Source organism: Streptomyces sp. NPDC012466 (assembly GCF_042955215.1).
Classification (GTDB): Bacteria; Actinomycetota; Actinomycetes; order Streptomycetales; family Streptomycetaceae; genus Streptomyces.
In genome coordinates this window covers 85,100-111,291 of the sequence record NZ_JBIBEQ010000005.1, presented here as the reverse complement: position 1 = coordinate 111,291, position 26,192 = coordinate 85,100, and the positions used below count along the sequence as shown (strand labels likewise).

General features: G+C 73.2%; 22 protein-coding genes. 11 read left to right on the top strand and 11 right to left on the bottom strand.

Features of this window, described 5'->3' with window-relative positions; genetic code table 11:
* Nucleotides 1-17 precede the first annotated feature (17 nt).
* From hypE to ACFY9E_RS19575, 7 genes are read right to left on the bottom strand one after another with little or no spacing between them, the layout of a single operon-like run.
* A complete protein-coding gene (gene hypE / locus ACFY9E_RS19605; RefSeq protein WP_390985401.1) occupies nucleotides 18-1,088 on the bottom strand; it encodes a hydrogenase expression/formation protein HypE in 1,071 nt (356 codons plus the stop codon).
* Nucleotides 1,081-2,223, bottom strand: coding sequence for a hydrogenase formation protein HypD (gene hypD / locus ACFY9E_RS19600; protein WP_390985398.1), 1,143 nt, complete (start codon nucleotides 2,221-2,223; stop codon nucleotides 1,081-1,083). The genes hypE and hypD overlap by 8 nt, the downstream gene beginning before the upstream one ends.
* Nucleotides 2,220-2,540 carry a HypC/HybG/HupF family hydrogenase formation chaperone gene (locus ACFY9E_RS19595; protein ID WP_390985395.1) on the bottom strand — a complete coding sequence of 107 codons (321 nt, stop codon included), beginning with the start codon at nucleotides 2,538-2,540 and terminating at the stop codon, nucleotides 2,220-2,222. Before ACFY9E_RS19595 ends, hypD begins: the two co-directional genes overlap by 4 nt.
* Nucleotides 2,541-2,543: 3 nt before the next feature.
* On the bottom strand, nucleotides 2,544-4,856 hold the full coding sequence (gene hypF, locus ACFY9E_RS19590; RefSeq protein WP_390985393.1) for a carbamoyltransferase HypF: 2,313 nt from the start codon (nucleotides 4,854-4,856) through the stop codon (nucleotides 2,544-2,546).
* Nucleotides 4,853-5,590, bottom strand: coding sequence for a hydrogenase nickel incorporation protein HypB (gene hypB / locus ACFY9E_RS19585; protein WP_390985391.1), 738 nt, complete (start codon nucleotides 5,588-5,590; stop codon nucleotides 4,853-4,855). Before hypB ends, hypF begins: the two co-directional genes overlap by 4 nt.
* Before the next feature lie 41 nt (nucleotides 5,591-5,631).
* Complete coding sequence (locus ACFY9E_RS19580) at nucleotides 5,632-6,219, bottom strand: hydrogenase maturation protease (RefSeq protein ID WP_390985390.1); 588 nt, start codon at nucleotides 6,217-6,219, stop codon at nucleotides 5,632-5,634.
* Nucleotides 6,216-7,958, bottom strand: a complete 1,743-nt coding sequence (locus tag ACFY9E_RS19575) for an enoyl-CoA hydratase-related protein (protein WP_390985388.1) — start codon at nucleotides 7,956-7,958, stop codon at nucleotides 6,216-6,218. The genes ACFY9E_RS19580 and ACFY9E_RS19575 overlap by 4 nt, the downstream gene beginning before the upstream one ends.
* Before the next feature lie 402 nt (nucleotides 7,959-8,360).
* On the opposite strand from ACFY9E_RS19575, the gene ACFY9E_RS19570 reads away from it, so the two are divergent.
* Together ACFY9E_RS19570 and ACFY9E_RS19565 are read left to right on the top strand one after the other, a co-directional pair.
* A complete protein-coding gene (locus tag ACFY9E_RS19570; protein WP_390985386.1) occupies nucleotides 8,361-9,119 on the top strand; it encodes an IclR family transcriptional regulator C-terminal domain-containing protein in 759 nt (252 codons plus the stop codon).
* Between the two features lie 101 nt (nucleotides 9,120-9,220).
* Nucleotides 9,221-10,453, top strand: coding sequence for a SpoIIE family protein phosphatase (locus ACFY9E_RS19565; protein WP_390985383.1), 1,233 nt, complete (start codon nucleotides 9,221-9,223; stop codon nucleotides 10,451-10,453).
* A 22-nt stretch (nucleotides 10,454-10,475) separates the two neighbouring features.
* Here the strand turns inward: ACFY9E_RS19565 and paaK are convergent, their stop codons facing one another.
* Entirely contained in the window at nucleotides 10,476-11,831 is a 1,356-nt protein-coding gene (paaK, locus tag ACFY9E_RS19560) for a phenylacetate--CoA ligase PaaK (protein WP_390985381.1), read from the bottom strand.
* Nucleotides 11,832-12,218, bottom strand: coding sequence for a hydroxyphenylacetyl-CoA thioesterase PaaI (paaI, locus tag ACFY9E_RS19555; RefSeq protein ID WP_390986589.1), 387 nt, complete (start codon nucleotides 12,216-12,218; stop codon nucleotides 11,832-11,834).
* Nucleotides 12,219-12,430: 212 nt separating this feature from the next.
* Here paaI and paaA point away from each other — a divergent pair, with 212 nt between their 5' ends.
* From paaA to paaE, 5 genes are read left to right on the top strand one after another with little or no spacing between them, the layout of a single operon-like run.
* Nucleotides 12,431-13,417 carry a 1,2-phenylacetyl-CoA epoxidase subunit PaaA gene (paaA, locus tag ACFY9E_RS19550; RefSeq protein WP_390985379.1) on the top strand — a complete coding sequence of 329 codons (987 nt, stop codon included), beginning with the start codon at nucleotides 12,431-12,433 and terminating at the stop codon, nucleotides 13,415-13,417.
* Nucleotides 13,414-13,707 (top strand): 1,2-phenylacetyl-CoA epoxidase subunit PaaB, encoded by a 294-nt coding sequence (gene paaB, locus ACFY9E_RS19545; protein WP_030844556.1) that lies wholly within the window; start codon nucleotides 13,414-13,416, stop codon nucleotides 13,705-13,707. Before paaA ends, paaB begins: the two co-directional genes overlap by 4 nt.
* A 10-nt stretch (nucleotides 13,708-13,717) precedes the next feature.
* Nucleotides 13,718-14,545, top strand: coding sequence for a 1,2-phenylacetyl-CoA epoxidase subunit PaaC (paaC, locus tag ACFY9E_RS19540; protein WP_390985376.1), 828 nt, complete (start codon nucleotides 13,718-13,720; stop codon nucleotides 14,543-14,545).
* Nucleotides 14,539-15,054: a 1,2-phenylacetyl-CoA epoxidase subunit PaaD gene (gene paaD, locus ACFY9E_RS19535; protein ID WP_390985374.1), complete on the top strand. Its 516-nt coding sequence runs from the start codon at nucleotides 14,539-14,541 to the stop codon at nucleotides 15,052-15,054. The genes paaC and paaD overlap by 7 nt, the downstream gene beginning before the upstream one ends.
* Nucleotides 15,054-16,169: a 1,2-phenylacetyl-CoA epoxidase subunit PaaE gene (gene paaE, locus ACFY9E_RS19530; protein WP_390985371.1), complete on the top strand. Its 1,116-nt coding sequence runs from the start codon at nucleotides 15,054-15,056 to the stop codon at nucleotides 16,167-16,169. Before paaD ends, paaE begins: the two co-directional genes overlap by 1 nt.
* Here paaE and ACFY9E_RS19525 read toward each other — a convergent pair.
* Both ACFY9E_RS19525 and ACFY9E_RS19520 read right to left on the bottom strand, forming a co-directional pair.
* A complete protein-coding gene (locus ACFY9E_RS19525; protein WP_390986586.1) occupies nucleotides 16,106-16,624 on the bottom strand; it encodes an acyltransferase family protein in 519 nt (172 codons plus the stop codon). The genes paaE and ACFY9E_RS19525 overlap by 64 nt on opposite strands.
* A 58-nt stretch (nucleotides 16,625-16,682) precedes the next feature.
* A complete protein-coding gene (locus ACFY9E_RS19520) occupies nucleotides 16,683-18,323 on the bottom strand; it encodes a PucR family transcriptional regulator ligand-binding domain-containing protein (RefSeq protein WP_390985368.1) in 1,641 nt (546 codons plus the stop codon).
* Nucleotides 18,324-18,549: 226 nt separating this feature from the next.
* On the opposite strand from ACFY9E_RS19520, the gene ACFY9E_RS19515 reads away from it, so the two are divergent.
* The 4 genes from ACFY9E_RS19515 to ACFY9E_RS19500 all read left to right on the top strand — a co-directional run bounded on the left by ACFY9E_RS19515 (nucleotide 18,550) and on the right by ACFY9E_RS19500 (nucleotide 26,191).
* Nucleotides 18,550-19,818, top strand: a complete 1,269-nt coding sequence (locus tag ACFY9E_RS19515; RefSeq protein ID WP_390985366.1) for an aminotransferase class III-fold pyridoxal phosphate-dependent enzyme — start codon at nucleotides 18,550-18,552, stop codon at nucleotides 19,816-19,818.
* Nucleotides 19,815-22,682 (top strand): FAD-linked oxidase C-terminal domain-containing protein, encoded by a 2,868-nt coding sequence (locus ACFY9E_RS19510; RefSeq protein ID WP_390985363.1) that lies wholly within the window; start codon nucleotides 19,815-19,817, stop codon nucleotides 22,680-22,682. The genes ACFY9E_RS19515 and ACFY9E_RS19510 overlap by 4 nt, the downstream gene beginning before the upstream one ends.
* Nucleotides 22,679-24,118, top strand: coding sequence for an aldehyde dehydrogenase family protein (locus ACFY9E_RS19505; protein WP_390985360.1), 1,440 nt, complete (start codon nucleotides 22,679-22,681; stop codon nucleotides 24,116-24,118). Before ACFY9E_RS19510 ends, ACFY9E_RS19505 begins: the two co-directional genes overlap by 4 nt.
* A 105-nt stretch (nucleotides 24,119-24,223) precedes the next feature.
* Nucleotides 24,224-26,191, top strand: coding sequence for a heavy metal translocating P-type ATPase (locus ACFY9E_RS19500; RefSeq protein WP_390985357.1), 1,968 nt, complete (start codon nucleotides 24,224-24,226; stop codon nucleotides 26,189-26,191).
* The last annotated feature ends 1 nt before the right edge of the window (nucleotide 26,192 follow it).

Genomic DNA, 26,192 nt, shown 5'->3' with positions numbered 1-26,192 from the left:
TGTCTGTCGTTCTCCGGTCAGCAGATGCGCGGCAGCTGCTCCCCGAGCGGCAGGTCCACCACCCGCGTCCCGCCGAGACCGGTGGCGACCACCACCATCCCGGGGTGCTCGGCGACACACTCGCCGATCACCGTGGCCCCGGCACCCCGGGGATGGGCCCGCATCGCCGCCAGCACCGCCTCCGCCTCCGACGGGGGCACGAACGCGACCAGCCGCCCCTCGTTGGCGACGTAGAGCGGATCGAGCCCGAGGAACCCGCAGGCGTTCGCCACCGCGTCCGGCACCGGGATGGCCCGCTCCTGAAGCCGGACACCGGTCCCGGAGGCACGGGCGATCTCGTTGAGGGACGCGCCCAGGCCGCCCCTGGTGGGGTCGCGCAGCACATGGACGTCCGCGGTGACGGCCAGCATCGCCGCCACCAGATCCGCCAGCGGCGCGGTGTCGCTGGCGACCTCCACCCCGAACTCCAGCCCCTCCCGGACGCTCATGATCGCCACGCCGTGCAGCCCGATCGGGCCGCTGACGATCACCACGTCGCCGGGGCGGGCACGCTGGGGCCGGATGTCCACCCCACCGGGAACGAGACCCACCCCGGCGGTGGTGACGTACACCCCGTCGCCGTGCCCGGACTCCACCACCTTGGTGTCACCCGTCGCGATGGTGACCCCGGCCGCCTCGGCCGCCGCCCCCATGGAGCGCGCGATCCGCTCGACGACCGTCAGCTCCACGCCCTCCTCCAGCACGAAGGCGGCGGAGAGGTACGCGGGCACGGCACCGCTCATCGCGAGGTCGTTCACGGTGCCGTTGACCGCGAGATCGCCGAGGCTGCCGCCGGGGAAGAACAGCGGCCGGACCACATAGGAGTCGGTGGAGAAGGCCAGCCGCGCGCCGCCCAGTTCCAGGACGGCGGAGTCGGCGAGGCCGGCCAGGGTGGCGTTGCCGTAGGCAGGGGTGAAGATCTGCTCCATCAGCTCCGCCGACAGCGCACCCCCTCCGCCGTGCCCCATGACCACGACTCCCTGGTCGCGCAGCGGGGCGGGGCAGGTCCAGTTGGCCGGGTCGACCACATCGGCGAGTCGTTCAGGCAACGGGAGCCACCTCCTGCGATGCGGCGGTGCCGGTCTGCGGCGCCGCGGCGTTCATCCGGCGGTAGAGGTAATAGGCCGCGCAGGCGCCCTCGCTGGAGACCATGGTGGCGCCGAGCGGGGTACGCGGCGTGCAGGTGGTGCCGAACGCGCCGCACTCGGTCGGCTTGATCAGGCCCTGGAGCACCTCGCCGGCACGGCACTCGGCGGGCTCCTCGGTACGGATCCCGCCGACGTCGAAGCGGTGCTCCGCGTCGTACGCCCGGAAGGCGTCGGTCAGGCGCCAGCCGCTCGCCGGGATCGGCCCGATGCCGCGCCAGGACCGGTCGGTGACCTCGAACACCTCCTCGATCATGCGCACCGCGGCCGGGTTGCCCTCCTCGCGCACGGCACGCGGGTAGGCGTTCTCCGCCCGGTGCTCACCGCGCTCCAGCTGGCGCACCGCCCGGCGGATGCCCTCCAGGATGTCCAGCGGCTCGAAGCCGGTCACCACCATCGGCACCCGGAATCGCTCGGCCAGCTCCGGGTACTCGGCCATTCCCATCACGCTGCACACGTGCCCGGCGGCGAGGAAGCCCTGCACCCGGCACTCGGGTGCCGTCATGATCGCCTCGACGGCCGGGGGCACCCGCACATGCGACACCAGCAGGCTGAAGTTGTTCAGGCCCAGCCGGCGCGCCTGGTGCACCGCCATCGCGTTGGCCGGGGCGGTGGTCTCGAAGCCGATCGCGAAGAACACCACCTCCCGGTCCGGGTTGCGGCGGGCCAGCTCCAGGGCGTCGAGCGGCGAGTACACCACCCGCACGTCACCGCCTTCGCCCTTGACCCGGAACAGGTCGCGGTCGGTGCCCGGCACCCGGAGCATGTCGCCGAAGGAGCAGAAGATCACCCCGGGCCGCGAGGCGATCTCCAGCGCCCTGTCGATGACCTCCAGCGGGGTGACACAGACAGGGCAGCCGGGCCCGTGGATCAACTCGACCTGCTCCGGCAGCAGTTGATCGATGCCATGACGGATGATCGAGTGGGTCTGCCCCCCGCACACCTCCATCAGGGCCCACGGCCGGGTGGCGGTGGCGCGGATCTCGTCCAGCAGGCGCCGCGCCAGTCCGGGGTCGTTGAACTCGTCGATGTACTTCACCGGGTCTCACTTCCGCTGTCCTGGGCCTCCGCCACCGCGGCACCGCCCGCCTCCTGGGACGCCTGCTCCCAGGCGTCCCCGAACTCCTCCTCCAGCAGCCCCAGTTCCTCGAACAGCTTCAGGGAGGCCAGAGCCGACTCCTCGTCCAGGCGCTGGAGCGCGAATCCGACGTGCACGATGACGTACTCACCCACCCGCACATCGGACACGTACTCCAGGCACGCCTGTTTCTGGACGCCGCCGAAGTCGATCAGCCCGGTGAGCGGGTCGGAACTGTCGTCGATGGCCACGACCTTGCCGGGCACTGCCAAACACATGGGTCACTCCTCCTGTCGTAGGTGCGCCGCGACCACCAGCTGGCCGAGGGCCAGCCCGCCGTCGTTGGGCGGGACTTCGCCGTGGCGGAGCACCGCGAAGCCGTCGTCGGTCAGCAGCCGCGCGCACTCCTCCTCCAGCAGCGCGTTGGCGAACACCCCGCCGCTGAGAGCGACGGTGGCCAGGCCGGTGTCCTGACGCGCCCGCCGGCAGATCCCCGCCACCGCCCGCGCCACGGCCCGGTGGAACCGGGCCGCGAGCACGGCGGCCGGGGTGCCGCGCCGCAGGTCGGTGACCAGCGCGCTGAGCACGGGCGCCGGGTCGAGCCCGTCGGCGAAGGTGTATGCCGACGCGTCGGCGCCCCACGCCGAAGCGGCCGCCGCCTCCAGCTCCAGTGCGGCCTGCGCCTCGTACCCCGCGCGATGGCACACGCCGGCGAGCGACGACACGGCGTCGAAGAGCCGGCCCATGCTGGAGGTCGGCACGCAGGCCAGGCCGCCCGCCAACTGCCGTTCGAGCACGGCCCGTTCGTCGGGTGCGCAGGCTGTCACGCACGGCAGGTCCGCGTCCCACGGCAGCCCCGCCGCCCACAGCCGGGCCAGAGCCAGGCGGCACGGGTTGGCCACGCCGGCGTCACCGCCCGGCAGCGGGGCGGGGGAGAGGCGGGCATAACGGCGGAAGCCGGTGTAGCCGGCGAGCAGGATCTCGCCGCCCCAGACGGTGCCGTCGTCGCCGTATCCCGTGCCGTCGAAGGCGACGCCGATCACGGGGGTGGTGCCGTCGAGGCCGTGTTCGGCCATGGCGGAGGCGATGTGCGCGTGGTGGTGCTGGACGAGCACGGGGGCCTGCCCGGCCCGTCGGGCGGCCCAGCGGGCCGAGTGGTAGCCCGGGTGCCGGTCGGCGGCGACCAGCTCGGGGTGCACGCCGGTCAGGCCGCGCAGGTGTGCCTCCGCCCGCCGGGCAGCCTCCAGGGTGGCCAGGTCGCCCATGTCGCCGATGTGCGGTCCGAACCAGGCGTGGTCGCCCTCGCCGATGCACAGGGCGTTCTTCAGATCACCGCCCACGGCGAGGGCCGGCCGCACCGGGACCGGCAGCCGCAGCGGCCGGGGCACATATCCGCGGGACCGGCGCAGCACCTGCTCGGTGCCGTCGGGCCGTACCCGCAGCAGGGAGTCGTCGCAGGGCGAGGCGATGGGCCGGTCGTGGGCGAGCCAGGCGTCGGCCAGCCCCGCGAGCCGGGTCAGCGCCTCGTCGTCGTCCGTGACGATCGGCTCCCCGGAGCGGTTGCCGCTGGTCATGACCAGCACGCGCGGGCCGGGCGGATCACCGGGCAGGCCGAACAGCAGGGTGTGCACGGGTGTGTAGGGCAGCATCACCCCGAGGTGCGGGCTGCCGGGGCAGACGCCGGGTGCCGGACCGTCGGTCTGCGAGCGCCGGCGCAGCAGGACGATGGGGCGCCGGGGGCTGGTGAGGGCAGCCAGTTCGGACGCGGAGAGCTCGGCGATCCGGCGTACTTCGTCGAGGTCCGCGCACATCACCGCGAACGGTTTGCCGCCGCGCGCCTTGCGGGCCCGCAGCGTGTCCACGGACTGTGCCTGGCCGGCGTCGCAGGCCAGGTGATAGCCGCCGAGGCCCTTGACGGCGACGATCCGCCCGGCGGCCAGCAGCGCCCGCGCCGATGCCAGGGCCTCGGCATCCCGGGCGGGGCGGACCTCGCTCCCGGACGCCGGCACCAGGCGCAGCCGGGGGCCGCAGCCGGGGCAGGCCACGGGCTGGGCGTGGAAGCGCCGGTCGAGGGGGTCGCCGTACTCCCGGGCGCACTCGCCGCACATCGGGAAGCGGGACATGGTCGTGACGGCACGGTCGTACGGCATGCCCGTGGCGATGGTGAAGCGGGGCCCGCAGTGGGTGCAGGTGACGAACGGGTGCCGGTGCCGGCGGTCGGCCGGATCACCCAGTTCCCGCAGGCAGTCCGCGCAGGTCGCCGTGTCGGGCGGGAGCAGGGTGCTGCCGGGGGAGCGGTCGGTGGTGCGGATGCCGAAAGAGCCCTCGCCCCCGGTGACGGGCAGGTCCTCGACCCCGACACCGGTGACGGCGGCCAGCGGCGGATGCTCCCTGGCCAGCCGGTCGCAGAAGGCGGCGACGCCGTCCGGCGGGCCCTCCACCTCGATGAGGACGCCGCTCGCCGTGTTGCTCACAAAGCCCGCGAGCGCGAGATCGGTGGCCAGACGGTGCACGAAGGGGCGGAACCCCACGCCCTGCACGGTGCCGCGCACGGTGACGCGGCGGCGCACCGCCCGGGTGGCGGGCGCTGTCACGAGACGAGGCCGGCTTCGGCGCCCTCGTGCGTGTGGGTGTGCGGGCGGGGCGCCAGGGGCGGCCGGTGCGCAGGCGCCCCGTCCCGGACGGCGAGCACGCGTTCCAGCAGGGTGTCGACGCCGGCTCCGGTGCGGGCGCAGGACCGCACGACCTCCACCCCGGGGTTGACCCGCTGGACGTTCGCCGTGAAGGCCGCCTCGTCGAACCCGGCCGGCCCGGCCAGATCGGTCTTGGTCAGCACCACCAGATGGGCGGACCCGAAGGCCGTGGGGTACTTCAGCGGTTTGTCCTCGCCCTCCGTCACCGCCATGAGCACGATCCGCAGGCTCTCGCCGAGGTCGTAGGAGGCGGGGCAGACGAGATTGCCGACGTTCTCCACGAACAGCAGCGAGGTGCCCTCGGGCAGCCAGCTCTCCACATGGCCGCGCAGCTGCCGCGCTTCCAGATGGCACAGCCCGTCCGTCAGCAGCTGCTTCACCGGGGCTCCCGAACGGGCCAGCCGGTCGGCGTCGTTCTCGGTGGCCAGGTCGGCGGTGAGCGCGGCCACCGGAAGGTTCCGCTCCACGGCCCGGGCCAGCACCCTTCCGAGCAGTTCCGTCTTGCCGCTGCCCGGGCTGGACAGCAGGTTGACCACGCTCGCTCCGCGCCGGGTCAACTCCTCACGCAGCTCCGCGGCCAGATCGTCGTTCTTCGCCAGGACGGCCTGAGTGACCTCGTCCACGGAATCGCACATGGGCGCCGCTCCTCGCGGGTCGGTAGGGACATCTCGTTCCGCTACCGATCCTCCGCGTCTCCGCTTCCCGTGCAGGGCAGCCCGGCCGACGACAGGGCGGCGGATTCGTCCGGGCGGCTCAACGGGGGCGTCGCGGCCGGGTCCGCGAGCAGCACCGGCACGATGGTGTGCAGGGCCGCGACGGCCCGGCCGACCGCCTCACCCACCGTCGCGCTGATGCCCGGGGCGATGTCCTCGTCGGCCGGTGCCCGCAGCTCGGGTTCGCAGGCCAGGACCAGGACGCGAGGCAGCGGCTCGTCGCCCAGGTGGGCGGCCAGGGCGAGAACCTTGGCCGGGTCCATGCCGTGCGCCTCGGGCGGTGCGCCCGCCGTGGAGCCGTCGGGCAGGTCCGGCTCGATCAGCGACAGCGTGCCCGGCTCGTGTCCCCGTACGGCGGCGTCGACTAGGACGGCCGTGTCGTAGCCGTCGAGCAACTCGTACGCCAGGTCCATGCCGCGGATGCCGAAGTCCCGCACCCGTACCTCGGGCGGCAGCGGGTGTCGTTCCAGGGCGCGGATCACCTCGGGGCCGAAGGCGTCGTCGGCGAGGAAGATGTTGCCGACGCCCGCCACGAGCAGCCGCGTGCTCATCGCGCGTGCCCGGCGGCCAGCGGCCTGGGGGAGCCGGTCGGGAGCTTGCGGACGAACGCGGACCGCAGCGCGTGGTACGGCGCCTCGGGGTCGAAGAAGACGGCGCGCATACGGGCGAGTTCGGCCCGCCGGTACTCGGCGAGCGGCCGGTGGAGCTCGTCCGCGTGGCGTGCCGTGGCCTTGGCGGTGATCCGGCGCGGGAGATCGGGATCGTCGGCCAGGTCGGCGACCAGGCGCTCGACCTCGGCGGCGAAGTCCTGGGACGCGACGGGCAGCAGGCGGTCGACCAGTCCGATCCGCTCGGCGGTCGCGGCGCTCACCGGCCGCGCCTCGGTCGTCAGCCGCTCGGCCGTCTCGGCGCCCACCCGGCGGGGCAGCGAGTACGTCCAGTACTCCGACCCGTGCAGGCCCATGTTCCGGTAGTGCGGGTTGAGGACGCTGCCCGTGCGGCACCAGACCTCGTCGGCGGCCAGGGCGAGCATGACGCCGCCGGCCGCCGCGTTGCCGCCCAGCGCCGCCACCACCAGCCGGTCGGTGGTGCGCAGCACCGCCTCGACCAGGTCGTTCATGGCGTTGAGGTTGGACCAGGACTCGCCCGCCGGGTCGCTCGACGCCTCGATGACGTTGAGGTGGATGCCGTTGGAGAAGAAGTCGCGGGCGCCGCCGAGCACCAGCACCGAGGTGGGGCGGGTGAGCGCGTAACGCCAGGCGGCGAGCAGCCTGCGGCAGTGGGTGGTGCTCATCGCCCCGCCCGGGAACGAGAAGGACAGGAAGCCGATCCGGCCGCGCTGCCGGTAGCGGATGTCGGTCCAGGTGGTACGGCCCGGGGGCAGTTCGAGCGGTGCGGCGATCTCGGGCAGCCAGTACGGGCGGTCGTGGGAACCCGGCATGCCCGGGCCGCTGCCGGGTGGGGCGGGGAAGCCGGCGAGCACCGAGGCGGCCGGCCGGCGGAACGGTGCCGGGTCACCGGAGCTCTTGCGGGGGCGCAGCTCCGGGATCCACACCGCGCCGTCCCGGGTGGCCCGGCAGACCGCGCCGGCCCGGGTCGCGAGCAGTTCCCCGGGTTCCCCGCGCAGCCGGTCCTCGGGGTGCCCGCCGTGCAGGAACACCTCCCGGCCGCAGATCTCGTCCCGGACGCCCGGCTGCGAGTCGGCCCCGCGGAGTTTGCGCAGCACCGTCGCCGTGTCGTCATGCCAGTCGATGCGCCGCTGCTCCTGGCGGAAGAAGTCCCGCCACATCACGTGGACGCCGGGCTCGTTCTGCGGGCGCGGTTTGTACGACCCGTCGGCGTAGCGCCGCACGGCCAGCAGCACGGCGGCCGTGGCGGCGTCCGACAACTCGTTGCGGTACAGGTCGCTCTTGCCCACCGGCGGCACGGGGAAGGAGCCGTCCGCCCACACGTCCCCCGCGTCCATGGCCGCCTCGGCCTGGAGCACCGTCACGCCCCACTCGCAGGCCTCCTCGGCGATGGCCCAGTCCAGCGACGACGGGCCCCGGTCGCCGGGTGGACCCGGGTGGACGATCAGGCAGGTGTGCTCCCGCCACACGTCCTCGGGCAGGGCCGACTTCAGCATCGGGGCGACGATCAGCTCCGGGCCCATCTCGCGTACGGCGTCCCGGACGGCGTCGGGCCCGTGCGAGGCGAGCACGACGTCCACCCGGTGCCCTTCGTCCGACAGCTCGGCGTACACACGCTGGGACAGGCTGTTGAACGCGCTGACGACAAGCAAGATGTCCATGACATGGCATGTTCGCCGGTATGGGGAGGGCCGAGAAGGACCCCTGCGGCGTTTCGCCGCCCTCGTCCGCTTCCGGCCTACTCTCCGCCCTTCCGGGCATCCCGGCCGACGGCTGTCCCGGCCTCACCGGCGGATCACGACGAGGGCGATGTCGTCGGGCCCCGCCGGTGACACCGAGGCGGGTCGGCAGCGTGCCGGCCGGCGGTCGCGGCGGTCGGGTCGTCGACGGCGCGGGCGCGCAGGCCGGGCACTTCGCGGGCCCGGGCCGGGCTGTGCACGGCCCCAACAGGCCCTGCCGGCGGACCGACCCCGCCGCAGGCCGAGCCGAGGCCGAAGACGAAGGAGCGGGCGTCACGACCGGGCCGCCTTGCCCGCTCCGGGCCTCGGGCGCACGCTGGTCCCATGGGTGTGCGAGACGGCCCTACGCTCATCAACTCCGTCCAGCGGGCCATGCGGCTGCTGGAGGCGGTGAGCGCGCACGAGAACGGCGCGCCGGCCAAGCAGCTGGCGCGCGAGACGGGCCTGCCCCTGGCCACCGCCTACCACCTGCTGCGCACCCTGGTGCACGACGGGTACGTGCGGAAGCTGGACGACGGCGGCTTCGTCCTCGGCGACAAACTCCAGACCCTGCGCTCCACGGGCCGCGCGCAGGCACTGCTCAACCGCGTCCGGCCCACCCTCGCCGCGCTGCGGGACGAGCTCGCGAGCGCCGCCTACCTCACCTTCTACGAGGACGGCGAGATCCGGGTCGCCGAGATCGTCGACGGGCCCGGCACCCCCCGCGTCGATCTCTGGGTGGGGTTCGAGGACGCGGGGCACGCCACCGCACTGGGCAAGGCCGTCCTGCGGGAACTGGACGAGGATGCCCGCCAGGACTACCTCTCCCGCCACCACCTCGCCGATCTCACCCCACGGACCATCACCAGCCTCCCCGAGCTGCTCAGACGGCTGGAGACCCCGCCCCTGGCCCCGGCCGTCACGGACCTGGAGGAGTACGCCCTCGGCACGGTCTGCGTCGCCGTCCCGGTCTACAGCGGGGACACGCTCGGCTCCCTCGGTGTCTCACTTCCGTCGAACCGGCTCTCCCGGCTGCCGGAGATCCGGGAACGGCTGCTCCCGACCGCGAGCCGGGTGACCAGGAGCCTCTCGCTCACTATCTGAAAATACGCTCCTTGCCGGTGGCCGGTCTCACCCCGTTCTCTGGATGAAACAGACATTTCCGGGACGTGCCCCGCGCACAGGTGAGGACTGCGGACACAGACATGAGCCAAGCCCGCAACCATGGCGTCGACGACCGGCCGGTACGACCGTCCGGCAACCGGATGGCCGGTGCCGGGGCCTCGGCCCGCAGACGCGCCGTCGCACGGCTGGCCGCCGGTACACCCGTCCTGCCCGTCCTCGTCGTCCTGGTCGTCGCCTTCGTCGTGTCCGTCGACCTCGCCGGGGGAGCCGGGATGACCTGGCTGCCCCTGCTCGCGGCCGGGCCCGCCCTGGCGGCCACGACCAGCGGGCCGCGCGGCGTCCTGTGCGTCGGCTCCCTCGCCGTGGCGCTCGGCGTGACGCTCGGCGTCCGGGACGGGGCGCCGGGCCGGGAACTGACCGCCGTCCTCTCGGCCCTGGTCGCCGTCACCCTCGCGAGCGTCCTGGCCAGCGCTCTGCGCGGGCGCCGGGAGCGGGTGCTCGCCGCCGTCCGCTCGGTCGCGGAGACCGCCCAGCACGCGCTGCTCAAGCCCGTGCCGTCGACGGTCGGGCCCTTCCAGGCGGCCGTCCGCTACAGCGCCGCCGCGGCCGAGGCCCGTATCGGCGGGGACCTGTACGCGCTGATCCCCACCCCGCACGGCGTGCGGCTGATCGTGGGCGACGTGCGCGGCAAGGGGCTGCCCGCCGTCGGGACCGCGGCGCTGGTGCTCGGTGTCTTCCGCGAGGCCGCCCACGACGAGGCCGATCTCCTGGCCGTGGTCGACCGGATCGAGCGGAGCCTCGCGCGCAACCTCGGCCGCGACGACTTCGTCACCGCCGTGGTCGCCGGATACCCGGGGGCGGGTCATCTGGAGGTGGTGAACTGCGGGCACCAGCCCCCACTGCTGGTCCGCGCCTCCGGCGGCATCACCGCGGTGGAGCCCACCCACCCCGCCCCGCCCCTCGGGCTGCGCGCCCTCACCGGGCACACCCCGGGGCTCCAGACGCTCCCCTTCGACGACGGCGACCAACTGCTGCTCTACACGGACGGGGTGACCGAAGCCCGTGACGGCGGCCGCGCCTTCTACCCCCTCGCCGAAGGCCTCAGGCGCCACGTCTCGCACGAGCCGGCCCACACGGTCGGCGCGCTCCACGACGAACTGCTGGCCCACGTGGGCGGCCGGCTGCACGACGACGCGGCCCTGCTCCTCATCCGCAAGCCGGCCGTACGCCCCGCGGAAGCGGAGGATCCCGGGGCGGGCGAACCCGGCCCGGCCGACCCCGCCCCGGTGCGCGAGGCGAGGTGCTGCTCATGAGGGCTGCGCCGGCCGCACGGGGTCAGGGCTCGCGCAGATCCTTGACCCGGCGGAGTTTGCCGAGGGAGCGCTCCAGGGTCTCCGGTTCGACGATCGTCACGTCGGCGGTGATGCCGATGCCGTCCTTGACCGCCTTCGCGATCGTCCCGGCCGCGGCCTCGCGCTGTTCGGGACCGGTGCCGGGGCGGGTCTCGACGCGGACGGTCATGTGGTCCAGGCGGCCGTGCCGGGTCAGCTCGATCTGGAAGTGCGGGGCGACGCCGGGCGTGCGCAGCACGATCTCCTCGATCTGGCTGGGGAAGACGTTCACCCCGCGCAGGATGATCATGTCGTCGCAGCGGCCGGTGATCTTCTGGATGCGGCGGAACGCGGGCCGGGCCGTGCCGGGCAGCAGCCGGGTCAGATCGCGGGTGCGGTAGCGGACGACCGGGAGTGCCTCCTTGGTCAGGGAGGTGAAGACCAGTTCGCCCTCCTCGCCCTCGGGCAGCACCTCACCCGTGATCGGGTCGACGACCTCGGGGTAGAAGTGGTCCTCCCACACGTGCAGGCCGTCCTTGGTCTCCACACACTCCTGGGCGACACCCGGACCGATCACCTCGGACAGGCCGTATATGTCGACGGCGTGGATGCCCGTCCGCTCCTCGATCTCGCGGCGCATCTCCTCCGTCCACGGCTCGGCCCCGAAGATGCCCACCCGCAGACCGCTGTCGCGCGGGTCGAGGCCCTGGCGCTCGAACTCGTCGAGCAGGGTGAGCATGTAGGACGGGGTGACCATGATGATCTCGGGCCGGAAGTCCTGGATGATCTGCACCTGGCGCGCGGTCATGCCCCCGGAGGCGGGGATCACCAGACAGCCGGCGCGCTCCGCGCCGTAGTGCGCGCCGAGGCCGCCGGTGAACAGTCCGTACCCGTAGGAGATGTGCACCTTGTGGCCCGGGCGGCCGCCGGCGGCGCGGATCGAGCGGGCGACGAGGTCCGCCCACATCGCCAGGTCGTTCTCCGTGTAGCCCACCACCGTGGGGCGGCCGGTGGTGCCGCTGGAGGCGTGCACGCGCCGCACCCGGTCCATGGGGACGGCGAACATGCCGAACGGGTAGGTGTCCCTGAGGTCCGCCTTGGTGGTGAAGGGGAAGCGGGACAGGTCCTCCAGTGAACGGCAGTCGTCGGGGGTGACCCCGGCCGCGTCGAACTTCTTCCGGTACGCCTCCACGTTCTCGTAGGCGTGCCGCAGGCTGCGGCGCAGGCGGTCGAGCTGGAGTTCCCGCAGCTGCTCGCGTGTCAGGCGCTCACCGTCGTCGAGCAGGTCGTGGGGGAGGGGCTCGCCGCGCCGCCGTCCGCTCGCCGCCGCGGCCCGGGAGGCCGTCGTCTCGCTGGTCATCTAGGACTCCTCCGGCCTCGTGTTCCTGATGGTGCGGCTGCGGCCCCGGAACTCCGCGATCACCTCGTCGCCGCGCCGGACACTCACGTCGTACAGTCCACTGCGCCCGTACCGGGTGCGCTCCTCGGCCCGCGCCACGAGTTCGTCGCCCTCGTACGCCGGGGACACGAAGGTGATGTCCGCGCCGGCCGCGACGGTCACCGGGCCGTGGCTGTTGCAGGCGCAGGCGAAGGCGCTGTCGGCGAGCAGGAAGACGTAGCCGCCGTGGGCGATCCCGTGCCCGTTCACCATCGCCGGGGTCACGGTCATCCGGAGCGCGGCGGCCCCCTCGCCCTGCTCCAGCAGCTCGATCCCGAGTCCCCGGGAGGCCCTGTCCCGGGCGAACATCGCCTCGGCGGGCGGTGTCGCGTCTGCGGTATGGGTCACTTCTCGCACCACCTCATAGCCCGACCGAACATTCGGTTAGCTCCCGCGTCGCCATGTAATCCAGCCCGCTCGGCGCCTGTCAAGGGTCCGGGACTTCCCCGAGGGGTCTTACCAAGGCGCACCGGCTTGTCCTACCATGGACCGAACGAATGGTCGGTTGGGAAGTGGGACGGATGGAAACGACACGCTCCAGCCCCGCGGGGACGGACGGCGCCGAGCCGGTTCTCCAGCAGCACTTCGACGCGACGATCGCGCGGGACCAGCGGATCGAGCCGCGCGACTGGATGCCGGAGGGCTACCGCAGGACACTGATCCGGCAGATCGCGCAGCACGCGCACTCGGAGATCATCGGCATGCAGCCGGAGGGCGAGTGGATCACCCGCGCCCCGTCGCTGCGCCGCAAGGCCATTCTGTTCGCCAAGGTCCAGGACGAGGCCGGGCACGGGCTGTACCTGTACTCGGCGGCGGAGACGCTGGGTGCCGACCGCGCGGATCTGACCGGGCGGCTGATCGAGGGCCGTCAGAAGTACTCGTCGATCTTCAACTACCCGACGCTGAGCTTCGCCGACGTCGGAGTGATCGGCTGGTTCGTGGACGGCGCCGCGATCTGCAACCAGGTGCCGCTGTGCCGCTCCTCCTACGGGCCGTACGCGCGCGCCATGGTGCGGATCTGTAAGGAGGAATCGTTCCACCAGCGGCAGGGCTACGAACTGCTGATGACGATGATGCGCGGCACCGCGGCGCAGCGCGAGATGGTGCAGGACGCGGTCGACCGCTGGTGGTGGCCGTCGCTGATGATGTTCGGCCCGCCCGACGACGCCTCGCCCAACTCCGCGCAGTCCATGGCCTGGAAGATCAAGCGGCACAGCAACGACGAACTGCGCCAGCGGTTCGTCGACATGACCGTCCCCCAGGCCGAGAAGCTCGGCGTGACGCTCCCGGACCCGGAGCTGCGCTGGAACGAGGAGCGGGGCCACCACGACTTCGGCACGCCCGACTGGGACGAGCTGATGCGGGTCATCAAGGGCGACGGCCCGTGCAACGACCAGCGGATCCAACGGCGCCGCACGGCCCACGAGGAGGGCGCCTGGGTGCGCGAGGCGGCCACCGCCCACGCCGCCAAACAGGCCGCCCGCGAGCGGAAGGGAGCGGTGGCATGACCGCCGACAAGCAGGACTGGCCGCTGTACGAGGTGTTCGTACGCGGCAAGCGCGGGCTGAACCACGTCCACGTGGGCTCACTGCACGCCGCCGACGACCGCATGGCGCTCACGCACGCCCGCGACCTGTACACCCGCCGCAACGAGGGCGTGAGCATCTGGGTCGTGCGCTCGGAGCACATCGCCGCCTCCACCCGCGACGAGAAGGACCCCTTCTTCGAGCCCAGCGCCGACAAGGTCTACCGGCACCCGACGTTCTACGACATCCCCGAAGACGTCCCGCACATCTGAAGGAGAGGGCATGAGCGACGACCACGTCTACATGACCCTCGCCGAGGGACACGAGGACGACACCCGCTGGGCCTACGGCACCGGCTTCGAGGACCCCCTGCACGGCGTCGACACCGCCGTGCCCGACGACGTGGACGCCGGTGAACTGGCCGGCCTCTGCGTCAGCCTGGCCGACGACGCCCTGATCTCGGCCCAGCGGCTCGCCGAGTGGACCACCCGCGCCCCCGAGCTGGAGGAGGAGGTGGCGCTGGCCAACATCGGGCTCGACCTGCTCGGCCAGGCCCGCCTGCTCTACTCCCGCGCGGGCCAGGTCGACGGCACCGGCCGCGGCGAGGACGCCTACGCCTACTTCCGCGACGCCGGCGACTTCCGCAACGTACGCCTGGCCGAACTCCCGGGCGGCGACTTCGCGTTCTCGATCGTGCGGCTGCTGGTGCTCGCCAGCTGGCGCCTCGCCCACTTCGAGCGGCTCACCGCCCACCGCGACCCGGTGCTCGCGGCGATCGCCGCCAAGGGCGTGAAGGAACTGGCCTACCACCGCCAGTACGCGGCCGAGTGGGCCGTGCGCCTCGGCGACGGCACCGAGGAGTCGCACCGCCGGATGCGCAAGGCGCAGGAGCAGGTGGCGCCCTACCTCGGCGAACTGTTCACGGCGTACGACGTCCGGGACGAGGTCGTCGCGGTGCTGCGCCAGGTCACCGAGGCGGCCGGGCTGCCCATGCCCGTCTACCGGCCGCTCCCCGGCGCGGGCCGCACCGGGGAGCACACCGAGCATCTCGCCCCGCTGCTGGCCGAGTTGCAGGGTGTGGCCCGCGCCCACCCGGAGGCGACATGGTGACCGCACTCCTGGACGCCCGAAGGGCCCGGCACATCGCCGAGCAGGTGCCCGACCCCGAACTGCCCATGCTCACCCTGGCCGACCTCGGAGTCCTGCGCGAGGTGACCTTGACCCCGGACGGCACGGTCGTCGCGAGCCTGACCCCGACCTACTCGGGCTGCCCGGCGATGGCCGAGATGCGCGCGGGCGTGGCCGCCCGGCTGCGGGACGCCGGCTACGCCCGCGTGGAGATCCGCACCGTCCTCGACCCGCCCTGGAGCAGCGACTGGATCACGCCGGCCGGCCGTCGCAAGCTCGCCGAGCACGGCATCGCCCCGCCCGGGGCGGCGCCCTCACCCGCCTCGGGACCCGTCCCCCTCGTGCTGTCGCCGACCCGCCGCTCGGTGCCCTGCCCCCGGTGCGGTCACCCCGACACCGAGGAGACCTCCCGTTTCGGCGCCACGTCCTGCAAGGCCCTGTGGCGCTGCCTCGCCTGCCGCGAGCCGTTCGAGTACGTCAAGGAGATCTGATGGAGGACCTGATGGAGTCGGCCCCCGCCCCGGCGGCACGTCCGCGTGCCCGCCGACGCCCGGTCTTCCACCCCCTGCGGGTCGCCGCCGTGCAGCCCCTGTGCGAGGACGCCGCAGCCGTCAGCTTCGACATCCCGGCCGAACTGGCCGAGGAATTCACCTTCGCGCCCGGCCAGTCGCTCACCCTGCGGCGCGACATCGACGGCCGGGACGAGCGCCGCTCCTACTCGATCTGCGCGCCCGCCGGCACGGCACCGCGCATCGGCGTCCGGGTGGTGCCGGGCGGCCTGTTCTCCTCCTGGCTGGTGCACGACGTACGTCCCGGCGACACCGTCGAGGTGATGGCACCCACCGGCGCCTTCACCCCCGACCTCACCACCCACGGCCACCACGTCCTCATCGCCGCCGGCTCCGGCATCACGCCCATGGTCTCCATCGCTGAGTCCGTCCTGGCCGCCGACCCCCGCTCGCGCGTCACCCTCCTCTACGGCAACCGTCGCACCGGCACCGTGATGTTCGCCGACGAGCTCGCCGACCTGAAGGACCTCTACCCGGCGCGGTTCCAGCTCGCCCACGTCCTCTCCCGCGAGCCCCGCGAGGCCGAGGTGCTCTCCGGCCGCCTCGACGCCGAACGGCTCTCCACCCTCGTCGAGGCGCTGGTCGACGTCGAGTCCGCCGACCACTGGTGGCTGTGCGGCCCGCACGGCATGGTCCGCGCCGCCCAGCAGGTCCTGACCGGCCTCGGCGTGCCCGCCGACCGCGTCCACCAGGAGCTGTTCTACGCCGACGACGAGCCCGTCCGCGAGGTCCACCACGCCGAGACCGGCCCCTCCGGCCCGGTCAGCCAGGTCACCGTCACCCTCGACGGACGCTCCACCACCTCCGCCCTGCCCCGCGAGCGGTCCATCCTGGAAGGCGCCCAGCAGACCCGCCCCGATCTGCCGTTCGCCTGCAAGGGCGGAGTCTGCGGCACCTGCCGCGCCCTGGTCACCGACGGCAAGGCCGACATGCGCCGCAACTTCGCCCTCGAACCGTCCGAGGTCGACGCGGGCTACGTCCTCACCTGCCAGTCGTTCCCGGTGTCCGAGACGCTGACGGTGGACTTCGACACCTGATCGCCCGGGCGGTGCGCCAGCCTGCGGCCCCAGGCCCGGGCCGGCGCTTCCACCCGGCGACAGGTCAGTGCGCACAAGGGCAACAGGAACGCGACGAAGCCCACTTCCAGCACGACGTCGTCGTCGCGCCGGCGTCCTACGGTGCCGTCGATCACCGCCAGCAGTACCGGATGCACCAGATAGACCGAGTAGCTGATCGCTCCCAGGCCGGTCAGCAGCCGCGGGACGGACCGGCGACGGAACGCCAGTCCGGCGGCGAAGGTGACGACGGCCAGCAGGAACGCCACGATCCAGCCGCGCCGTGTGAAGTGGTGACCGTCGCCGTAGCGGTAGGCGCTTCCCACGGCACAGGCGACCACCAGGACGCCGGTGCCCGCCACGCGGTGCCAGGTGCTCTGCCCCTGCTCGGCACGGTGGACGGCGCTCCCGAGGACAGCACGGCATCGTCCATGAATGTCCCCTCCTCATCGACAGGTGCCTGTCACTTGTTGTTGGAACGGGACGCGTGAAGCGTTACAGGACGTGCGGGCCCTTCGCCTCTCCGCGGCCGGCGCGCAGGACCCGCAACGCCGTGAGGGCGACGTGCAGTTCGGTGCGGTGGTCGCCGGATTCGAGGTCGGTGTCGAGGAGGCGTTCGATGGTGCGCAGGCGCTGGTACATGGTCTCCCTGGACAGGCCGCCGCGACGGGCCGCCGTGGTCTTGTTGCCGGCGGCGTCGAGGTAGTGGCCCAGGGTCGTCAGCAGGTCGGTGCCGTGCCGGGTGTCGTGGTCGATGAGCCGGCCCAGCCGGCGTTCCGTGTAGTCCTGGATCCGGGTGTCCTCGCGCAGCGCGTACAGCAGCCGGCGCAGGTCGATGTCCGGCAGCTCGTGGAAGGAACGGTCCGGGGGGAGCGGCTGGCCGGGTGGAGTGGCCTCTATGACGCGGGCCGCCTCCCGGAACGAACGGGCGGTGTCGGCGAGATCCGCCACTTCCGAGCCGACGCCGACGATCGCCCGCGGGGTCAGCGTCAGCGCGGTACGGCTCAGTCGTTCGGCCACGGGCCGCCAGGGCTGGGCGGGGCGCAGGGCCAGCAGCACGCCGAAGCGGCCGGGGGAGAGCTCTCCGGCCAGGGCCGGGACGCCGGCCGACCTCAGCTCCCGGTGCAGCCGGGTCTCCGGGTCGGCGCCCTCCCCGCCGGGGCCCAGGTCCACGAGGATCGCCAGGAAGACACCGGCCTCCGTGGGCAGGCCCAGCGCGGCGCAGCGGGCGCGGATGTCCTCGGGGGAGTGGTGGCGCTGCTCCGCCAGTTCCCGCAGGGCGTTGCGGTGGGCCGTGTGCTCCCAGGGCGTGGTGTGGATGAGCCGGGCCACGGTCAGGGCCATCGCCGTCCGCTCCAGGACGGTGACGTGCTCGGGCCCGAAGGCCGGCCCGTCGGCGGGCAGCATGGCCAGGCGTCCCCACCGTTCGCCCTGGTAGGCGACGGGTGCCGTGAGCCAGCCCTCCGGGCCGCCCACCTCCGTGTGGCCGCCGGCCTCCGTCGCCCGGGAGCGCCGCTCCCAGTCCCCGAGCGCCTCCTCCACCGTGCTCCCGGAGGGCTCGCAGATCAGCGCCTGGTGCACCAGGTTCTCCAGCACGACCGTCCGGCCGCACATCTCCGCCGCCGCGCGCACCACGTCCTCCGCCCCCGCCCCGCGCAGGGTGAGGGCCGTGAACGCCTCGTGGATCCGCTGGGTCCGCCGCATCGCGTCGGCCTGGCTGCCGAGGATGAGCGCGTGCACGACCTGGGTGACCTCCAGGAAGTTGACGTCCCGGGCGAGCGTGACCAGCGGGAGACCCCGCGCCCGGCAGGCCTGCACGAGGACGTCGGGCGGCCGGTGATAGCGCCGTACGAGCTCGATGACCAGGGCGGCCGCCCCCACCTCGGTGAGTTCGTCCACGTACCGGCGGACCCCCGCGGCGTCGTCGGGCAGGGGCATGCCCGTGGTCAGCACCAGCTCGCCGCCCTTGAGGAAGGAGGCCGGGTCCGTCAGCTCGGTGATGTGCACCCAGCGCACCGGCCGGTCCAGCTGGGCCAGCCCCGTGACGACCTGGGGCTGTCCGGCGGCCAGGACGGGCAGGGCGAGAACGTCGGCGAGGGTCGGGGCGCGACCGGCCGTCGGGGGGTGCTCGTCCACGGTGCCTCCCTGCGTGCCCGGTCACTCTGACAAGCGGGGCTGACCTGCGCAAGAGCTGGCACCGGAGGGGCGGGCGGGGCCCGGGGGATTTCGCGGTTGACACAACGTCCGAACAACGGGTTCCGGATGGACAGATCACGCGTTGTCGTGTTCCACGGCGGCTTGGATGCTCGGGTACCGGAGCTGAGCCAAGCAACCAGACCTCGTCCTACGGCCGGGAGACACCATGACCGCACTGTCGCCGCACCTTCGCCAGGCCACGCCCGTCGTGGCGGCCAGGGGCGAGGGCGTCCACCTCTACGGTGAGGACGGCCGCCGCTACCTCGACTTCACCGCCGGTATCGGCGTCACCAGCACCGGGCACTGCCACCCCAAGGTCGTGGCGGCGGCGCAGGAGCAGGTCGGCACGCTGATCCACGGCCAGTACACGACCGTCATGCACCAGCCGCTGCGCCGCCTCGTCGACAAGCTGGGCGAGGTGCTGCCGGCCGGGCTGGACAGCCTGTTCTTCACCAACTCCGGCAGTGAGGCCGTCGAGGCGGCGCTGCGGCTGGCCCGCCAGGCCACCGGCCGCCCCAACGTGCTGGTCTGTCACGGCGGATTCCACGGCCGTACGGTCGCCGCCGCCTCCATGACCACCTCCGGCATCCGCTTCCGGTCCGGGTTCTCGCCGCTGATGAGCGGCGTGGTCGTCACCCCGTTCCCGACGGCCTTCCGGTACGGCTGGGACGAGGAGACCGCCACCCGCTTCGCCCTGAGGGAGCTCGACTACACCCTCCAGACGATCTCGTCGCCCGCCGACACGGCCGCGATCATCGTCGAGCCGGTCCTCGGCGAGGGCGGCTACGTCCCCGCGAACCGCGCCTTCCTCGAAGGCCTGCGGGAGCGGGCGGACCGGCACGGCTTCCTGCTGATCTTCGACGAGGTGCAGACCGGCGTCGGCCGTACCGGCCGCTTCTGGGGCCATGACCACTTCGGCGTCACGCCCGACATCCTCGTCACCGCCAAGGGCCTGGCCAGCGGCTTCCCGATCTCCGGCATCGCCGCCTCCGAGGAACTGATGGCGAAGGCCTGGCCGGGCTCGCAGGGCGGCACGTACGGCGCCAACGCCGTCGCCTGCGCCGCCGCCTGCGCGACCTTGGACGTCGTGCGCGACGAGAGGCTCGTCGAGAACGCCGAGGCGATGGGCAAGCGGCTCCGCCAGGGCCTGGAGGCGGTGGCCGACCGGACCCCGGGCATCGGTGATGTCCGCGGCCTCGGCCTCATGCTCGCCACCGAGTTCGTCACCGAGGACGGCAGCCCCGACCCGGAGACCGCCGCCCGCGTCCAGCGCGCCGCGATCGACGAGGGCCTGCTCCTGCTGCTGTGCGGCGCCTCGAACCAGGTCGTCCGGATGATCCCGGCGCTCGTGATCGACGAGACGGGCGTGGACGAGGGCCTCCAGGCCTGGGCGAACGCCGTCGAAGCCGGTACGTCGGGAGCGTCGGAGCGATGACCACCGCCACCCGCGACCCGGAGGGTTTCACGGCCCGTCTCGCCGAGCTGGCGCCCGGTCTGCGGGTGGAGACCGGCCCGGGGGCCACCGGCCCGTATGCCTACGACGCATCCAACTACCGTGTCCCGCCGCAGGCGGTGGCTTTCCCCCGCACTGCCGAGGATGTGGTGGCGGTGCTGCGTGCCTGCCGTGAGGCGGGTGTGCCGGTCACGGCCCGGGGCGGTGGCACGAGCATGGCCGGCAACGCCGTCGGCCCCGGCGTGGTCCTGGACTTCTCCCGGTACATGAACCGGATCCTGGACATCGACGTCGAGGCGCGTACCGCGCGGGTCGAGGCGGGTGTGGTCCTGGACGCGCTGCGCAGCGCGACGGCGTTGCACGGGCTGGATTTCGGTCCGGATCCTTCCTCGCACAGCCGGTGCACGCTGGGCGGGATGATCGGCAACGACGCGTGCGGGAACCGGTCGGTGCGCGACGGGCGCACCAGCGGCCATGTCGTGGCGCTGGAGATCGTGACGGCTGACGGCGTGCGGGCCGTCGCCGACCGATCCGGGCTGCATCCGCTCGACCCGGCCGATGGCTCTCTCGTCGCCCGGTTGGAGGCCGATCTCAAGCGGCTGGTGCAGGAGAATCTGGCGTTGATCCGGACCGAGCTGGGGCGTATTCCGCGTCAGGTCTCGGGCTATCAGCTCCAGCATCTGCTGCCGGAGAACGGGTTCGATCTGGCCCGTGCTCTGGTGGGCACCGAAGGCTCCTGTGCGGTCGTGACTGCTGCGACGGTCCGCCTGGTGGCGACCGCACAGGCCTCCACCCTGCTGACCCTGGGCTACGACGATGTGGTCGAGGCGGCCGAGGACGTGCCGGAGATCCTGCGCTTCGGGCCGAGTGCGGTGGAGGGCATGGACGAGGCGATCGTGGCGACCATGCGCGCCCGCCGCGGGGCCGCATCGGTGACCGGCCTGCCGGAGGGCCGGGCGTGGCTGTATGTCGAGCTGGAAGGCGATGACCAGGCCGTCGTGAACGCCCGTGCCGCCGAGCTCCTGGAGGTGCTCAGGGCGCAGGGGCGGCTGACCGGTGGCCGGGTGGTCGACAGCCCGGCGGAGCGGCGGTCGTTGTGGCGGGTGCGTGAGGACGGTGCCGGGCTCGCCGCCCGGCTGGTCGACGGCGGGGAATCCTGGCCGGGCTGGGAGGACGCGGCCGTCGCCCCGGAGGACCTGGCCGCCTATCTGCGAGGTTTCCGTAAGCTGCTGGCCTCGCACGAGCTGACCGGTGTGCTCTACGGGCACTTCGGCGCCGGCTGCGTGCACGTGCGCATCGACTTCGACATGGCCAGCGACACCGGCCGGGCGGTGATGCGCCGTTTCCTGACCGAGGCCGCCGCCCTGGTCGTGGAGCACGGCGGCACGCTGTCGGGTGAGCACGGTGACGGGCGCGCCCGCAGTGAGCTGCTGGAGGTGATGTACAGCCACCGCATGATCGCCGCGTTCGCCGCGTTCAAGCAGGTCTTCGACCCCGACGGGCTGCTCAACCCCGGCGTCATCGTCGACCCGGCCCCGCTGGACGCCGACCTCGCACTGCGTGAACTGCCCCTGATCGACACGACGTTCGGCTTTCCGCACGACGGAGACGGTTTCGCCGGTGCGGTACGCCGGTGTGTCGGGGTCGGCCGGTGCCGCTCGGATGCGGGCGGGGTGATGTGCCCCAGCTACCGGGCCACGGGCGAGGAGAACGACTCCACCCGTGGCCGGGCCCGCATGCTCCAGGAAATGGTGCGCGGCGAGATCGTCACGGACGGCTGGCGCTCCAGCGAGGTCAAGGACGCCCTCGACTTGTGCCTGTCGTGCAAGGCCTGCTCCAGCGACTGCCCCGTCGGTGTCGACATGGCCACCTACAAGGCCGAGTTCCTCCACCAGCACTACAAAGGCCGCCTGCGCCCCCGTAGCCACTACTCGCTGGGCTGGCTCCCCCTGACCTCGGCCCTGGCCGGATTCGCCGCCCGCCCCGTCAACCTGCTGCTGCGCGGACCGCTCGGCAAGCTCCTGGCCCGCCTGGGCGGGGTGACGACCAAGCGAAAGATCCCCGCGTTCGCCTCCCGCCGCGCCCTGCGCAGGACCCTGCGCGCGGCGAAACCCTCGGGGCCGGCCAAGGCGATCCTCTTCGTCGACAGCTTCACCCGCGCTTTTCGCCCCCAGATCGCCGGAGCCACCAGTCGCGTCCTGGCCGACGCCGGTATCCCCTGCACCCCCCAGGACGATCTGTGCTGCGGACTGACCTGGGTCAGCACCGGCCAGCTCACCGTCGCCCGCCACATCATGGCCCGCACCGTCGCCGCCCTCGACAACGGCGACACCCGGCCCATCATCGTGGCCGAACCCAGCTGCGCCGCCGCCCTCAAACGCGACGTCCCCGAACTCCTCGGCACGCGCGCGGCCCGCCGCGTCGCCGACCGCGTCCACACCTTCACCGGCGCGCTCACCGACCTCGCCGACCCCGGCTGGAGGCCGCCACCCCTGCCCGAGAACGTCGTCCTGCAGACCCACTGCCACGAATACGCCACCTTCAAAGGCCGCCACCCCGCCGACCTGCTGCGCCGACTGGGCGTGCGCGGAGTCGACGAGGCCGAGGGCTGCTGCGGACTCGCCGGCAACTTCGGCTTCGAGGCCCAGCACTACGACACCTCCATCGCCGTCGCCGGCCAAGCCCTCACACCCCGACTCGACAACCTCTGCGGACGGCCCGTCGTCGCCGACGGCTTCAGCTGCGCCACCCAGATCGACCACCTCGCCGGCGACCAGGACATCCGCGCCCTGCACCTCGCCGAACTCCTCGACCCCGCCGCCGATCGACCAGGAGAGACGACATGACCGAGGTACTGACTCAGTTGTTCATCGGCGGTGCCTGGGTGGACGCCGCGGACGGTGCCACCCTGGCGGTCGACGACCCCGCCACCGGTGAGATCCTCTGCCACGTCGCCGACGCCGGCCCCAAGGACGCCCGGCTCGCCGAAGAGGCGGCCGTCCGGGCCCAGCCCGACTGGGCCCGCACCGCACCCCGGGCACGCAGCGAGATCCTGCGCCGCGCCTACGAGCTCATCCTGGAGCGCACCGACGAGCTCGCCCACCTGATGACGTCCGAGATGGGCAAACCGCTCGCCGAGGCCAGGGGCGAGGTGGCCTACGCCGCGGAGTTCTTCCGCTGGTTCTCCGAGGAGGCCGTCCGGATCGACGGGGGTCACGGACTGCTGCCCGACGGCCGCAACCGCATGCTGCTCTCCCGCCGCCCGGTCGGCCCCTGTCTGCTGATCACCCCGTGGAACTTCCCGCTGGCCATGGGCACCCGCAAGATCGGCCCGGCGATCGCGGCGGGCTGCACCATGATCCTCAAGCCCGCCCCGCAGACCCCCCTGGCCAGCCTCGCGCTGGCCGGGATCCTCAAAGAGGCCGGCCTGCCCGACGGGGTGCTGAACGTCGTCACCACGTCCCGCGCGGGCGAGGTGTGCGAGCCGCTGCTGCGCGGCGGCCGCATCCGCAAGCTGTCCTTCACCGGCTCCACCGCCGTCGGCCGGCTCCTGCTCGCCCAGTGCGCCGACACCGTCGTCCGCACCTCGATGGAACTGGGCGGCAACGCGCCCTTCATCGTCTTCGACGACGCCGACCTGGACGTGGCGGTGGACGGGGCGATGGTCGCCAAGATGCGCAACATGGGCGAGGCCTGCACGGCCGCCAACCGCTTCTTCGTCCACCGGTCGGTGGCCGCGGAGTTCGGGCGGCGGCTCGCCGAGCGGATGGGCGCCCTCGTGGTGGGTCCCGGCACGCGGGCCGGTGTCGATGTGGGCCCGCTGATCGACGCGGCAGGACGGGCCAAGGTCGAGGAGCTGGTCGCCGACGCGGTGGAGCGCGGCGCCCAGGTGCTCGTCGGGGGACGCAGGCCCGAAGGCCCCGGCAACTTCTACCCGCCGACCGTGCTCGCCGGCGTGGACCCCGGCAGCCGTCTGATGGACACGGAGATCTTCGGCCCGGTCGCGGCGATCCTCACCTTCGACGACGAGGACGAGGTACTGCGCCGCGCCAACGACACGCCCTGGGGTCTGGTCGGTTACGTCTTCACCCAGGGGCTGGACCGCGGGCTGCGTGTCAGCGAGGGCCTGGAGGTGGGCATGGTGGGCCTGAACACCGGCCTCGTCTCCAACCCGGCGGCTCCGTTCGGCGGGGTCAAGCAGTCCGGCCTCGGGCGTGAGGGCGGTCGGGTGGGGATCGACGAGTTCCTGGAACACCAGTACGTGGCCGTGCCCGTGAGGTGACGGGGGACCCGCGCGGCAGGGACCTCCATATGAAGGTATGAATGAGTCTTCATGTGTTCCTGTAAGGTGAGGGGCGCCGACGCGCCCCCGCCAGAAGGACCCCTGATGACCTCCACCCTCACGCCGCAGCAGGCCGAACGGGCGACGCCCGAGCGCCCCGGGACCGCGCCCAGGCGGCGTACCCGAGTCCTCGCGCTCCCCGAGGCACGCTGGGCCGCCGCGGCCACCGTCTTCTTCCTGCTCGCGCTGCCCCTGCAGTTGACCGGCGCCCCGGCCTGGACATGGGGACCGCTGTACGCGCTGTCGTACGTCACGGGCGGATGGGAGCCCGGCTGGGAAGGGCTCAAGGCGCTCAAGGAGCGCACCCTCGACGTCGACCTGCTGATGGTCGTCGCCGCCCTGGGCGCGGCCGCGATCGGGCAGGTCATGGACGGCGCCCTGCTCATCGTCATCTTCGCCACCTCCGGCGCGCTGGAGGCCCTGGCCACGGCCCGCACCGCCGACTCGGTCCGCGGCCTGCTCGACCTGGCCCCCGCGACAGCCACCCGCCTCGGCCCCGACGGCGGCGAACAGACCGTCCCCGTCGAGGAGCTGGAGGTCGGCGACACCGTCCTCGTACGTCCAGGGGAACGAGTCGGCGCCGACGGCCGGGTGCTGGACGGGGCGAGCGAGGTGGATCAGGCGACCATCACCGGAGAGCCGCTGCCCGTGGCGAAGGAGCGGGGGGACGAGGTCTTCGCGGGCACCCTCAACGGCACCGGCGCGCTGCGGATCCGGGTCGAGCGCGACGCGTCCGACTCGGTGATCGCCCGGATCGTCCGCATGGTGCAGGAGGCGTCCGAGACCAAGGCGCCCACGCAGTTGTTCATCGAGAAGGTCGAACAGCGCTATTCGCTGGGCATGGTGGTCGCGACCCTGGCCGTCTTCCTGGTGCCGCTCGCGTTCGGCGCTCAGCTCACCGACGCGCTGCTGCGCGCCATGACGTTCATGATCGTGGCCTCTCCGTGCGCCGTGGTGCTGGCCACCATGCCGCCTCTGCTGTCGGCCATCGCCAACGCCGGGCGGCACGGCGTTCTCGTGAAGTCGGCCGTGGTGATGGAGCGGCTCGGCCAGGTGGACGCGGTCGCGCTGGACAAGACCGGCACCCTCACCGAGGGCAGCCCCCGTGTCACCGACGTCCGGCCGCTGCCCGGCAGCGGCCTGGACGAGGCGGAGCTGCTGACGCTGGCGGCGGCCGCCGAGCGGCCCAGCGAGCATCCGCTGGCCCGTGCGGTCGTCGACGCGGCCCGAGAGCGCGGCCTCGACCTGCCCGACGCGGAGGACTTCACCTCCGCGCCCGGCGTGGGCGTCACCGCCGTCGTCGGTGGCCGTACGGTCGCGGTGGGCGCCCCGGCCCGGCTGGTGGACGACGCCGTCGGCACGGCCGCGGAACTGGAGGAGTCAGGCCGTACCGCCGTCCTGGTCCTCGTGGACGGCAACCCCGCCGGGCTGCTCGGCATCGCCGACCGGCTGCGCCCGGACGCCGCCGCCACGGTCGCCTCCCTCGCCCGGCTCACCGGCACCGCCCCGGTGCTCCTCACGGGCGACAACCCCCGGGCCGCCGCACACCTCGCCTCCGAGGCCGGTATCGACGACGTGCGCGCCGGGCTGCTGCCGCAGGACAAGCTGGCCGCCGTCCAGGAGATGGAGAGCGCGGGCCGCAAGGTGCTGGTCGTCGGGGACGGCGTCAACGACGCGCCCGCCCTCGCCGCCGCGCACACCGGGATCGCCATGGGCCGGGCCGGCTCCGACCTGGCCCTGGAGACCGCGGACGCCGTCATCGTGCGCGACGAACTCGCCGCGGTCCCGGCCACCGTCGCCCTGTCCCGCCGGGCCCGCACACTGGTCGTGCAGAACCTGGTGATCGCCGGGGTGTTCATCGCCGGTCTCGTCGTCTGGGACCTGGCCGGTGACCTGCCGCTGCCGCTGGGCGTCGCGGGCCACGAGGGCTCCACGGTCCTGGTCGGCCTGAACGGGCTGCGGCTGCTGCGGGAGAGCGCCTGGCAGCGGGCCGCCGCCCGGGGAAACGGCTGAC

What these genes read in the sequence shown, in the direction of transcription:
- ACFY9E_RS19595 (WP_390985395.1), bottom strand. Translation starts at nt 2,540, where the DNA reads ATGTGTTTGGCAGTGCCCGGCAAGGTCGTGGCCATCGACGACAGTTCC.
- hypB (WP_390985391.1), bottom strand. Translation starts at nt 5,590, where the DNA reads ATGTGCGATTCCGTGGACGAGGTCACTCAGGCCGTCCTGGCGAAGAAC.
- ACFY9E_RS19580 (WP_390985390.1), bottom strand. Translation starts at nt 6,219, where the DNA reads ATGAGCACGCGGCTGCTCGTGGCGGGCGTCGGCAACATCTTCCTCGCC.
- ACFY9E_RS19575 (WP_390985388.1), bottom strand. Translation starts at nt 7,958, where the DNA reads ATGGACATCTTGCTTGTCGTCAGCGCGTTCAACAGCCTGTCCCAGCGT.
- ACFY9E_RS19570 (WP_390985386.1), top strand. Translation starts at nt 8,361, where the DNA reads ATGGGTGTGCGAGACGGCCCTACGCTCATCAACTCCGTCCAGCGGGCC.
- ACFY9E_RS19565 (WP_390985383.1), top strand. Translation starts at nt 9,221, where the DNA reads ATGAGCCAAGCCCGCAACCATGGCGTCGACGACCGGCCGGTACGACCG.
- paaK (WP_390985381.1), bottom strand. Translation starts at nt 11,831, where the DNA reads ATGACCAGCGAGACGACGGCCTCCCGGGCCGCGGCGGCGAGCGGACGG.
- paaI (WP_390986589.1), bottom strand. Translation starts at nt 12,218, where the DNA reads ATGTTCGCCCGGGACAGGGCCTCCCGGGGACTCGGGATCGAGCTGCTG.
- paaA (WP_390985379.1), top strand. Translation starts at nt 12,431, where the DNA reads ATGGAAACGACACGCTCCAGCCCCGCGGGGACGGACGGCGCCGAGCCG.
- paaB (WP_030844556.1), top strand. Translation starts at nt 13,414, where the DNA reads ATGACCGCCGACAAGCAGGACTGGCCGCTGTACGAGGTGTTCGTACGC.
- paaC (WP_390985376.1), top strand. Translation starts at nt 13,718, where the DNA reads ATGAGCGACGACCACGTCTACATGACCCTCGCCGAGGGACACGAGGAC.
- paaD (WP_390985374.1), top strand. Translation starts at nt 14,539, where the DNA reads ATGGTGACCGCACTCCTGGACGCCCGAAGGGCCCGGCACATCGCCGAG.
- paaE (WP_390985371.1), top strand. Translation starts at nt 15,054, where the DNA reads ATGGAGGACCTGATGGAGTCGGCCCCCGCCCCGGCGGCACGTCCGCGT.
- ACFY9E_RS19515 (WP_390985366.1), top strand. Translation starts at nt 18,550, where the DNA reads ATGACCGCACTGTCGCCGCACCTTCGCCAGGCCACGCCCGTCGTGGCG.
- ACFY9E_RS19510 (WP_390985363.1), top strand. Translation starts at nt 19,815, where the DNA reads ATGACCACCGCCACCCGCGACCCGGAGGGTTTCACGGCCCGTCTCGCC.
- ACFY9E_RS19505 (WP_390985360.1), top strand. Translation starts at nt 22,679, where the DNA reads ATGACCGAGGTACTGACTCAGTTGTTCATCGGCGGTGCCTGGGTGGAC.
- ACFY9E_RS19500 (WP_390985357.1), top strand. Translation starts at nt 24,224, where the DNA reads ATGACCTCCACCCTCACGCCGCAGCAGGCCGAACGGGCGACGCCCGAG.